The organism is Frankia nepalensis (assembly GCF_016786325.1).
Classification (GTDB): domain Bacteria; phylum Actinomycetota; class Actinomycetes; order Frankiales; family Frankiaceae; genus Pseudofrankia; species Pseudofrankia nepalensis.
The window spans coordinates 1-11,039 of the sequence record NZ_JADWYU010000175.1; the positions used below are offsets into that span (position 1 = coordinate 1).

Here is an 11,039-nt window from a genome sequence, read left to right on the forward strand (position 1 = left end):
ACAGACCACCCGAACGAGCCACCCCCAAAATTTCCGCGCTTGCGCGGCCGGCCGAAGGGCCCGGAGGACTCAGAGGGGAGGACAAGGCGGTGGCGCTCGATTCCGCGGTGGGCTCCCTGCACGCCATCCTCGATCCGTACTCCCGGGCCGAGGCGGTCGGGATTCTGGCGGATTCTCTGCCTGCGCGGGAGAGGCGCGCGGCTGTCGGTTCCACGTTCCAGGAAGCTTGCCAGATCGCGCATCCAACGTATCGGGCCTGGGCGTTGCGCGCGCTCGTCCCCTATCTGCCGGAGGACCTGCTTCCGGTCGCCGCGCGGGCCGCGCGGGCCATCGGCGACCCGCGCGCCCGGGCGGACGCTGCCGGCGCGTTGGCACCGTATCTGGACGGGCAGAATCGGTCCGGTCTCCTCGGCCCCGCCCTCGAGTCCATCGGCGCCATCGAGAACGTCTCCTGGCGAGCCGAGGCGCTGCGCGTTCTTGCTCCGCACCTACCCGCCGACCTGCTCGATGCCGCGCTGCGGGCCGTCGGCACGGTGGACGATCCCTGCTCGCGGGCCACCATGGCCTGCGCGCTGGCGCGGCTCGTCGAAGGAGACGACCGGACGGCGCTGCTCGGCGCTGCGCTGCATGCCGTGGAAACGATCGAGAGCGCGTCGGGACGAGCCGAGGCGCTGCGCGTTCTTGCTCCGCACCTACCCGCCGACCTGCTGGGCACCGCCTTGCGAGCCGTCGGCGCGATCGACGATCCGCATCTGTGCGCTGTGTCCGTCGTCGCGCTGGCCGCGCGCTTGTCGTCCGCCGGGTTGCTGCCAGCCGCGACGAGCCTGGCTGGCGGTCTGCGTGACGCGAGGTCCCGGGCGCGCGCCGTCGCCGGACTGGCGCCCTACCTCGCCGCCGCCGACCGTACCGCCGCCGTCGCGGCCGTCGCCGCCGCGTCGAACGCCGTCGCCCTCCTGGAAGACCCGACGGCAAGGGTCGAGGCGGTCGGGATGCTGGCGCCACATCTACCAGCCGAGGGCCGAGCCGCGACGGTCAGGGCCGCCCTGGTCCATGCCGTCACTGTCCAGGAACCCTCCGCTTGGGTTGAGGCGGTGGGCGCGCTGGTGAGGCACCTGCCAGCTGAGGAACGGGCCGCGGCAGTCAGCGAGGCGCTGCGTGTCGCCGAGACCATCGCCAACGCCTACTCCCGGGCGCGTGCCACCGGGGCGCTGGCGCCCTACCTCCCGCCCCAGAAACGCGTCCTGGCTCTCGGTTCCGCCCTGCGGGCGGTTGGCGAGATAGCGTCGCAGCATATCCGGTCGCGCGCGCTCGTTGTCCTGACACCGCACCTCGACGAGGCTCAGCTCGGGACAGCGCTGAGCATCGCGCACGACATCGACGATCCAGTCGGCAAGGCGGAGGTGGTGGTCGCCCTCACCGCGCGGCTCCCGGAGCCGCTGACAAGGACCGTGCTGCGGACGGCCTGCACTATCGACGATCCGTCCGCCCGCCGGAACGCCCTGGTCGCGCTGGCCCCCCACCTTGGCGGAGAATCTTTGACCACCGCCTGGGCCGCGGCGTCCCAGATTTCCGACATACCGTGCCGGGCCGCGGCGCTGGCCGCCCTGGCCCCGTACCTGCCGTACGAGGAACGCCTCGGCGCGCTTGGTGCCGCCGTCGCGGACGTGAACGAGGTGAAGAACTCCCACGCGCGTCTTGAGGCGCTTGAGGCCTTGGCTCCACATCTCCCGCCGGATACCGCAGAGCGGGCTTTCCTGTCCGCCGCCTCGATCGATGACGCTCTCTGCCGCGCCCAGGCCGTCGCGGCCGTGGCGGTGGCCCAGGCCCCCACCCGGGCGTCAGGCGACATCCGCTACTGGCGGCAGGCCGTGGAAACGGGCGCGCGGGCGAGTCGAGCACACGTCCTCGCCGTTCTGCCGGCGGTCCTGGCGGCCGCGTCATCGCCCGCCTTCAGCCATTCCGTGATTCGGGCGGTCGTTCGCGTCCAACGCTGGTGGCCGTGACGGCGACCGACCGCGCCGATGCGTTCGGTCCGTGGCGTCTTGGTGTCGTGGTGTCGCGGCGTGCCAGGTGGTCGGTGTGCTATCCGGTGACCGGGGCGAGCGGCATCGGATCGAGATCGCGGTCGAGCCGGCACCACGCGGCGGCCCATCGGACGACGGGATGGTCGGCGCCGAGCGTGCTTCGCAGGTCCGACAACGTCCGGGCATGGAGCTTCTCGGCCTCGTCCTGCCGACCGAGCACGCGCAGGTCCACCGCTATGTTCACCGAGACCGCGAGCGTGGCGGGATGGGTGGCGCCGACCGTGCGCCGCGAGCGTTCCGCCGTGTCCTGGTCGCGGTCATAGGCGGCCTGGGAGTCGCCAAGTGCGTACAGGTCGTTCGCCAGGTTGACCGCACACGCAAGCGTCAGCGGATGATCGTGTCCCAGCCTGCCGCTCAGCCCCTGAAACGCCCTGCTGTCCGTCTGGTACGCCGCGTCGGCGTCGCCGGCGAGCCGGCGCGTCGCCGCGAGGTTCACCTCGGCGGACAGCGTGTGCGGGTGCTCGTCACCAAGGCCCCGGCGGAAACCGGCGACCACCCCGGTGCACAGCTCCCCCGCTTCGTGCAGCTCGCCGCGGTAGCGCAGGTCTATTGCCAGGCTCGATCTGGCCGCGAGGGTCATCAGGTGGTCGTCGCCGTATCGCCGGGCGCAAAGCAGACCGACCTCATGTGACGCCTCGAGCGCGCTCTCATGCTGGCCGGCCCTGCGATAGGTGACGGCAAGTCCATGAAATGTCTCCAGGAGAAGCGGGTGGCTTCGTCCCACGAGCTGCCGGAGCTCGGCGACCAGCCGCTCGAGCTGCGGCAGCAGGGTTTGGCTCTCGCCCAGCTCCCGGCGGTCCGAGAGCAGGGCGCTCAGAGCCGCGAGGGTCACAACGTCGCCGTGGCCGAGGAGGGTGGCGCAACGCTCCCACAGCTCCCTGTCCAGATCCTGAGCCCGCCGAAAGTCACCGATCAGGCGAAGGCTCACTGTGAGATCCCGCGTAGCGTCCGGGAGAAGACGTATGTCAGCGTCGGGTGCGTTGCCAGCCCGCTCATACGCCTGCTCGCTGAGCTCAAGCGCCCAGTCGAAACGGCCTTCCGCCCGGCGGTCCCCCGCCGCGGCGCAAAGCGTCTCGACGGCCCGCGCACAGTTCTCGCGGCGAAGACGCGCGTACAGCTCGAGCAGGCGCGAGTTGACGTCCGTCGCCTCACGGTGCCGCCCGGTGGCAAAAAGCCCACGGCCAAGGAGGCCGGCTGCCTCGAGCGTGCTCGCATGCTCCGCGCCGAGCATCCGATGCCAGACGTCGTGAATTTCTCTCGCGGCCTCAAGGCAGGCGTCATACTCGCCAAAGCAATACAGGTAGCGTATTTCGTTCAAGATTGTTTGCCGGATTCCGGCGACTTCCGAGTCCATCATCGCATCATTCAGAACGTGCGGGTAGAGTTCCGCGAACCGCGGCCAGTGCGCGACCTTCGCGGGATCGCCCGGGTCGGCCGCAGCCAGCAGGACCTGCGCGGCCCGGCGCATCCGCTCACGCTCGTCCGGGGCCATGCGTTCCCGCAGGACGGCCTGCAGCACGGGATGGACCCGGAGCGCGCCCGAACGGTCATCGACCTGGACCAGCGCGTGCCGGCTCAGCTCACATATCGCGTGGCCGAATCGCATCGGGTCCCGGAGAACGTCGCCCAGCTCCGGGATGTCCCCCTTCGAGCCGCCCGCCATGAGGATCCACCGGGGAATCGCTGCGCCGTCGAGGAAGGCACACAGGTGCAGGAGCCGCAGTGCCGCCGGCTGGCTCGCGGTGAGCTCGTTGAGCTCCACCTCCCAGGCATCCATGAGGCAGCGTTCGTAGTCGACTGGAGGCGCGGTGCGCAGCAGCTCAGGTCGCCCGACCGGTGACGCGACCAGCCCTAGATACTCCGACGCCGACATCTTCGTGTCGGCCAGCCAGCGCACGGCCTGACCGATGGCGAGCGGCAGGTCTCCGTAAGCCTGGGCGATCTGGTCCGCCTCGTCGTGGCCCAGATAGGGCCCCTGACGACGCAACAGCTCGTGGCTCTCCGCCCGCTGGAACACGTCGAGCGTCAGTTGGCGGGCGGCGTGGGCCCACTGCGGGTTGCGGGTGGTGACCAGCACCGATCCCCGCCCATCCCGGGGAAAGTACTGTCGGACGGTCCGGGGGTCGTGGGCGTCGTCGAAGACGAGAAGCCACCGGTGCAGGGGTTTGCCCCGGCGGAGTGCCTCGAGCACGGCGGTGACCACGTCGTCCGGCTCGCCTTCAGCTGGCACGCGCAGCCGCTGGCCGAGGCCGACGAGGGCGGAGACGATGCGGGCCGGGGCCGCAGCCGAGATCCACCAGATCAGGTCGTAGTTCTGCTGGTATCGGTAGACGTATTCGACCGCGAGCTGCGACTTCCCGGCTCCGCGCATCCCGTGCAGTGCCACCTGACGCAGGGCGCTCGTCGTCTCGTGGAGCGAGCCGTGCAGCGTTCCCAGTGCTTCGGCGCGTCCGGTGAAGTGAAGGTTCCTGGGCGGAACGTGTCCCCAGATCGACGGCGACCCGTTTTCCGCGTCGCGTCCAGCGGACGCTTCACTCGTCGTGGCGATGACCGTGGGAGGCACGGGCGTGGCGATGGCTGTGAGCGCCGCGGGCGCGACGGCGGTGACGGATGCGGTCGGCGGGGACTCGAGGGCGGAGGTGCCCGCACGAGCTCTCGAGTCGTGCAGGCCGTCACCGATCACCGCACCCCCTACGGCCGGCGCCTCGTCCGCTGGGGTCCGACAGGTGGCCATTGTCACCGATGACGCCGCCGGGAACGGCTCGACGGGACGGAGCGCGGCTGTCAGCCGGCGGGACCGTCCCAGATAGCGGCCGGACAGGGCTGCCAGCACCGTCTCCTGGAACGCGAGGAACGGCCGGCTGTCGGCGGTGACGGGGATGTCCGGCGCCAGGTCCGGGTCGTCGAGGACCCGGTCCAGGTCACGCATTGCCGGCACGTGCGGTCCGAGAAGCGCGCCGACGGCCAGCAGGACTCGTCTGGTGTCTGCCCTGCGGCCGGAGGCCAGCAGCTCCGCCCGGGTGCCGGGAGCGAAATCGAGCACGACCCTTTCGGGAGCCCTCAGGTCGTCGCGAGCGACGGTCTGGAGCAGGCCGGACAGGAAGATCTCCGCAAGGTGCTGGCGGGTCGCGCCGGGGACCATCGTGAGCACGAGCTCGACCGCGGCCCAGGTGAGCGGCGCGGCGGCCAGCTGGGTGGCCAGCTCGAACGCGCTTGGAGAGGCAGCCGCCCTGAACCGCCGGACCTGATCCCGGGGGGAGAGCAGTGGATCGGCCGTCGTGCTGTCATCAGGTTCGCCGTGGTCCGGGAGCGGCGGGGCGTACGGCCCAGCGAGGAACGCGGGCATATCCGTCCATCCGGACCCTCGTCCGGACAGAAAGCGTGCCCAGACCGCGAGCCATCGCGGGTTCAGCTCGATGACGGGAATCGGAACGGTCTGCGCGAGCTGCTCGGCCGGTTGCTCGAGGCGTCGCCACTCGTCGTGAAACCGCCACGACGGGGGTGCTCCGGGGCGACCGTTGTCGGCGTTGGTCAGCCGGACCCGTTCGCACTGCAGGCCCGTTCTGTGCCAAAGGTAATCCGGCAGCGGGTTGACAATCGCCGTGGGCACCCTGCGCCCCCACGTCCAGAGCCGCGCGGACAGGTCGGTGCCCCGCCAGGCCTTGCCCACTCCGTCGGTGAGCACCCAGAGGATCTGGCGTCCGCTCGGATCCAGGAGATCGCCCGGCGCGCACGCGGTCCTGCGGGCCTGGCGTGTGCGGGAGTAGAGGACCCCGGGCTCGGCCGCGTCGGAGTCCATGAAACGGATGTGGACGTCCCGGAAGACGCCCTGGCGGGTAAGCACGTCGAGCAGGCTGGGCACCATTCCGGTCCAGAGGTTCATGGACATGCTCTCGTCGACGATGAGCGTGATCTCCCACCGCCGTTCCTGGGCGGCTCGAAAGTGCGGTATGAACAGTGCTTCGTTCGCGAGGTGTTCCGCCGTCGCCTCGAGGTCGAGCACGGTCCGGTCGGCGGATCGCACTGTCTGCCCGAGCGGCCGCAGCGCGCGGTGCATCGCCATCTGGTCTGCGAGCCGGGACAGGCCGTGGAATCCCTGAGCCCTGGTGCTCGCACTGGCCCGCGCCAGCCCTCCTGGGCCCGGCGCGCCGGCGGCGCCGGCGGCCGAGGGAGCCGGGAACCCGAATGGTTCCGGAGACGCGAATGGGTGCTGGGACGAATCCACCGGCCCGGCTTCGGGTCCCGGCGGGAAGTCTGTCTCCGCGTCCGCTCGGTTTTCCGGTAGGCGGCCAGAGCCCAGGCCGCCTACCGGGCCCCGGTCCGTCGGGCTGGATCCATTCGGCTCGCCCGATCCAATGCGCTCCCACAGCCACAGCGATTCCGCGATCTCACGAGGGGTCAGCTGGTCGGGAGAGTCCTGCGGCAGCCGACGTGCGTGCTCCGCAGAGTCGCCGCCGTCCGGATGGTCTGCGGAAGCTGTCATCGGAATTCCGGTGACAGTCGATGCCACACCGCGTCGAGGAGCTCGTTCCACGCCCGTTCATCGCCGCGGGCGCCGGAGGTGGCCAGGTACGCAGCGTTCAGGAGCTGGTCGGCGGCCAGGCCGCCCAGCTCCTCTCGGCGCTGGGCGAATCTCGCGACCAGATCACTGTGGATCGGTTCTTCCGTGGGGAAGTGTGCAGCCACCAGCGCGGCGAGCCGGTCGAGATCCGGGTCGGGAAGGTCCAGCCGGGTGCACCGCCGGAGGAAGGCCGGCGGGAACTCGCGCTCGCCGTTGCTGGTGATGATGACGACGGGGAATGCGTGGCATCGGACCGTCCCATCCTTGATAACGGCTCGACCACCGGGATCGGCCGTGTAGACGTCAATCTCGACCGTTTGATTTCGCATCCGAGCGAGTTCCGGGATGAAGAACTCGCCATCCTCGAAGATGTTCAGCAGGTCGTTCGGGAGGTCGAAGTCGCTCTTGTCCATCTCGTCGATCAGCAGGACGCGGGGCTGCTGGCGCGGCAGCAGCGCCGTTCCGAGCGGACCCAGGTGGACGAAGTCCCCGATCGGTGGGCCGGTCATCGTGTCCGCCGCACGGCTGTCCGGCGGGCCCTGCGCAGCGAGGTCAGGAGCGTTCGACCGAGCCGCGACCGCGTTGCCGAGCTGGACGGTGGCCTGCGCCCGGCCGATGGCGTCGTACTCGTAGAGGCCCGATCGGACCGCCGTACGGCTGGTGATCGGCCACCGCAGGACCCGGCCGAGCCGCAGCTCCCGCGCGATGAGGTAGGCCAGGCTGGATTTGCCGGAGCCCGGTCGCCCGGTGACCAGCAGCGGTCGGCGTAGAAAGAGGGCGGCGTTGATGACCGAGATCTGGCTGCTGTCGAACAGGCCCGACGCGACCGCCCCCAGCCTGCGCTCCGTTTCCTGGTCGTCGGGCGGGGGTGGCGGGAGATCCGGCCCTCCGCCAAAGTTCCGCCATGGCGGCGGTGCCGGCCAGCGCCGGTCACGTTCCGCTGGTTCCAGAGGAAGCCCTGTCCCCTGGAACAACCACCAGCTCTCCCGCTGCCCGGAGAGCCCAGCCGTGCGCATCGTGGTCGAGTTATCGAGGGTCACGGGCGGATCCCCTTTCTGGGCCTGTCCGGTGAAGGAACCAGGACACCCCGCTCCGGCTGCCGCTCGGGATCGTCCCACAGCAGGGCGAGGTGCCTTCCTAGATGCACGGAGTCGTTGTCGTGCTCTGGTTGTCGTGAAGCAGCAAGGCGTAGCTGGCGTGCACGCGTCGGGAGGCCGGCCAGGTCATGCGCCGTCACCAATTCCCGCAGGGCCTCGCCGAAGTCGTCTCCCGGCCCCGGCGACCGGTTCCAGATAATCACGGGTAAACCGGTGCGCAGCGCGACCGCCACCTCCCGCAAGCCGATTCCTCCCGGGTCGTCGGGCGGCTCGCTGAGGATCAGCGCCGTCAGGGTCTCGTCGGCGGCGAGAGCACGCTCGAGACGTGGAAGGTAGTCCTGCCCGTCGGGCTTGCTCCAGAAGGCACCGGTCGACGCCGGCTCATGCATCAACCGGTCCCACCGACGACGCCAGGCCCGATGCCATCGCGGAGTGCGCAGGCGCTCCAGGCTGCGCAGCACGACCGGGTAGTCCTGCCCGATGCTGCGAGCGGGCACGGACGAGTCCTGCATGCGCCACCTTTCGACGGGGGTGCCGAGCAGTTCGAAGGGAAGGATGAACTCGATGGCCTTCGCGGCGGGTCGGTCCTCGACTGCTCCGTCAAAGGTCTGGAGGATCGCCGCGACGCTGCGCTCCATCTCGTCTCTGCGAACCAGTTCCGGCGTACCGCGTTCCACGACCGCCCGCGGATCGTCGCGCTGCCGCCACCACGACATAAGGAAGAGCTCGGGGTCAATTCCATCCGGCTCAAACTGTATGGTCAGATAGATTTGCGAGTGACGGTAGACCTGGCGGGAACTGGTGTGCCTTATCTCGGCGAGCCGTTGCTCGAAACCCCACCCACGCGCCTGTCGGCGGTTCCATTCCCCGGCTATCCGCCCCGCCGCCGGATCTAACCGGTCGGCAATCCTCTCAAGAAAAATCATATGAGGTGGTAGCCCGGAAGGCTCGGAGTTGACGCCTACGAGATGAACGAAGGCGTCCCACGCGGTCCGGCAGTGCGGCGGCGGCTGCGGTACCCGACCGTCGCTGGCCACCAAATACGCCTCGGCGAAGTCCGGCCGCGCGATGTTTCCCAGCTCGACCCGAAGGGTCGAGAAGGCCTCACCGGCGAGATCGGTCGATTCGACCGCCTCCCATTCGTCCTGGAGCCGTCGGAGCGCGGCATCGACGGCCGGATCCCGCACGATCGTGCCCAGGGCTCCCACCAGAGCGGCCCGGTGCATCGGGTCCGGCGCGCAGGCGCTGACGAGCGACATGAACCAAAGCCGGGACGCGGAGTGGTCGACGATCCGCAGACTCCTTCCGGAGACCTTCTCCATGCGATCCAGGAGGAGCTGCCTGCTTGTCGCGGTCTGCAGGTCCAAGCAGCCGTCGAGAACCTCGACCATCCTGCGCTCGATCTCAGCGCGAGGACCGTCGTCCTCCGTCGACCGCGCGCTCGGATCGGTCACCGGCCCCCTGCTCCGTTGTCTCTCGCCGACACTGCACATTTCTCAGCCCAGAACACAGCATGGCACCCGTCCACAGCCCTCGACGCTCGATGCTCCAATCTGGATCGGACGCGCCGGGCGCGCCGCCTGCACCCACCGGCCCAAGGGGTGTACCGATGTCTGTCGGCTCAGATTGACCTTCACGGGCGGCGACCTGCCAAAAGCCATGACCAGGTGCCGCGCCGGGCGGGTGGTTCAGGCTCCGGTCGGAAGACCGGACGGTCGCTGGCCAGCTCCTTGATCAGGAGGCTCGTTGGTATTCGTGGAGGATGCCGTCGAGGTAGTCGATGTCTGATCGGCTCGGACGGTGTTGATCGAGTCGGAGGGCGACCAGACCCGGGCGCCCGCGGTCAGGCTCGTTGAGACGTCGGCGAGATGGTCCGGGGTCTCGGCGGGTGACCACAGAAGGGTGCCGCCGCTGGGAGCGCCGCGGGCCGGGCTGTCCGGGTGGCTGGTACAGGTGACCAGGCGCCCGCTGGCGTGCCCACCATTTCGTTCTACCCGCCACCGGGCGTGTGCCGCGGTAGTCGACCTGCCCACGGGCCGTACGCCGTCGACAGTATTTACACTGCGCGCGGCAAGCCACGAGATCTCATTACGGTCCAGAAAGCCTGTGGCACGCGGCGGCACAGGACGGTGATTCCTCTTCCTGGGTCCTTGCGGCTACGCCGCAAGGACCATGTGTGCCGGAGCAGAGGGGCCTTGGGCCGTGATCTTGAAGGGCTGGGGCTTGTTCCAGGGAGCCGGCTCATTGTCACGCGGCAGGAAGATCCCCTCGGAAGGTTTTACCCGGTAGCCAACAGCGGCGGGACGGAATTCCAGGAGGGATTTTCGGAGATCATCAGTCGCACTGACGTTTCAGTTTGCTGTTGACTGTCGCGCTGAGCGTCGCCTTGCGGCCGCGCGCAGGGGCCGACGATGCGCCGTCCTCGCCGCGGTCGGGAAAGCAGGTGAGGCCAGGCCCGGCGTCGTGGAAGGATCCCGTTCGTGATCAGCGAGCCCCGAGAGCCGACGCCGATGACGAGGTCCGGACATCCGCGCCGCGTGGATGATCTGCTCCAGGCGGAGCTCGACGGGGTGGCGCTGTCGTTCCGGTTCTTCTGGGGCCACCGGCCCCGGGCCGGCGGCGGGGTCGGGGCGAGCTGCCTGAGGCAGTGGTTCGCCGCGCCGTTCACCGCCGACGGACGGCGCTACGCCACCGCAGAGCACTACATGATGGCCGGCAAGGCCCGGCTGTTCGGCGACGACAAGACCGAGCAGGCCATCCTCGCCACCCAGGACCCCGGCCGTGCGAAGGCCCTCGGCCGCCGCGTCCGCGGCTTCGACGAGACGACCTGGCAGCGACATCGTTACGAGATCGTCGTGGCGGCCAACCTCGCGAAGTTCACCCAGCACGACCGGCCGCGCGCCTTCCTGCTCGCCACCGGCGACGACGTCCTCGCCGAGGCCAGCCCGCTCGACCCGGTCTGGGGCATCGGCCTGGCCGCCACCGACCCCCGCGCCCACCACCCAGCCGACTGGCCCGGCCTGAACCTCCTCGGCTTCGCGCTCATGGACGTCCGCGCCGCGCTCCGCCCCTGAACGCCCACCGGCGAGCGCCGGCAGCGGCCCCGTCGGGCCGGGCGGCTGGCAGGCATGGCGCCGGCCACCACCTGCCTCGATGTCGGTCACGAGGTCGGTCACGAGGTCGTTCGCGAGGTCGTCCGCGAGGGCCGGGGCGATGACCGACCCGGGACGCGATGTCATGCGCGAGGGCCGTGACGATGACGGCGCTTCGAAGAGTGAGAGCTGTCTTCGCGGCTTC

5 protein-coding genes are annotated in these 11,039 nt (G+C 69.9%); 2 read left to right on the forward strand and 3 right to left on the reverse strand.

Going from position 1 to position 11,039, the window contains the following annotated elements; genetic code table 11:
* Positions 1-89: 89 nt before the first annotated feature.
* Positions 90-2,003, forward strand: a complete 1,914-nt coding sequence (locus tag I6A81_RS26710) for a hypothetical protein (protein ID WP_203003895.1) — start codon at positions 90-92, stop codon at positions 2,001-2,003.
* Positions 2,004-2,082: 79 nt separating this feature from the next.
* Here I6A81_RS26710 and fxsT read toward each other — a convergent pair whose 3' ends face one another.
* Genes fxsT through I6A81_RS26725 form a run of 3 tightly spaced genes read right to left on the reverse strand, consistent with a single transcriptional unit; the run spans position 2,083 to position 9,196 of the window.
* The gene (gene fxsT / locus I6A81_RS26715) at positions 2,083-6,567 is read right to left on the reverse strand and encodes an FxSxx-COOH system tetratricopeptide repeat protein (RefSeq protein ID WP_285222972.1); all 4,485 of its coding nucleotides are present in this window, start codon (positions 6,565-6,567) and stop codon (positions 2,083-2,085) included.
* On the reverse strand, positions 6,564-7,661 hold the full coding sequence (locus I6A81_RS26720; RefSeq protein ID WP_203003924.1) for an AAA family ATPase: 1,098 nt from the start codon (positions 7,659-7,661) through the stop codon (positions 6,564-6,566). The genes fxsT and I6A81_RS26720 overlap by 4 nt, the downstream gene beginning before the upstream one ends.
* A gap of 20 nt (positions 7,662-7,681) precedes the next feature.
* Positions 7,682-9,196, reverse strand: coding sequence for a VMAP-C domain-containing protein (locus I6A81_RS26725; protein WP_203003897.1), 1,515 nt, complete (start codon positions 9,194-9,196; stop codon positions 7,682-7,684).
* 1,026 nt (positions 9,197-10,222) lie between these two features.
* On the opposite strand from I6A81_RS26725, the gene I6A81_RS26730 reads away from it, so the two are divergent.
* Entirely contained in the window at positions 10,223-10,816 is a 594-nt protein-coding gene (locus I6A81_RS26730) for an NADAR family protein (protein ID WP_307874929.1), read from the forward strand.
* Positions 10,817-11,039: the final 223 nt, after the last annotated feature.

What these genes read in the sequence shown, in the direction of transcription:
- fxsT (WP_285222972.1), bottom strand. Translation starts at nt 6,567, where the DNA reads ATGACAGCTTCCGCAGACCATCCGGACGGCGGCGACTCTGCGGAGCAC.
- I6A81_RS26720 (WP_203003924.1), bottom strand. Translation starts at nt 7,661, where the DNA reads ATGCGCACGGCTGGGCTCTCCGGGCAGCGGGAGAGCTGGTGGTTGTTC.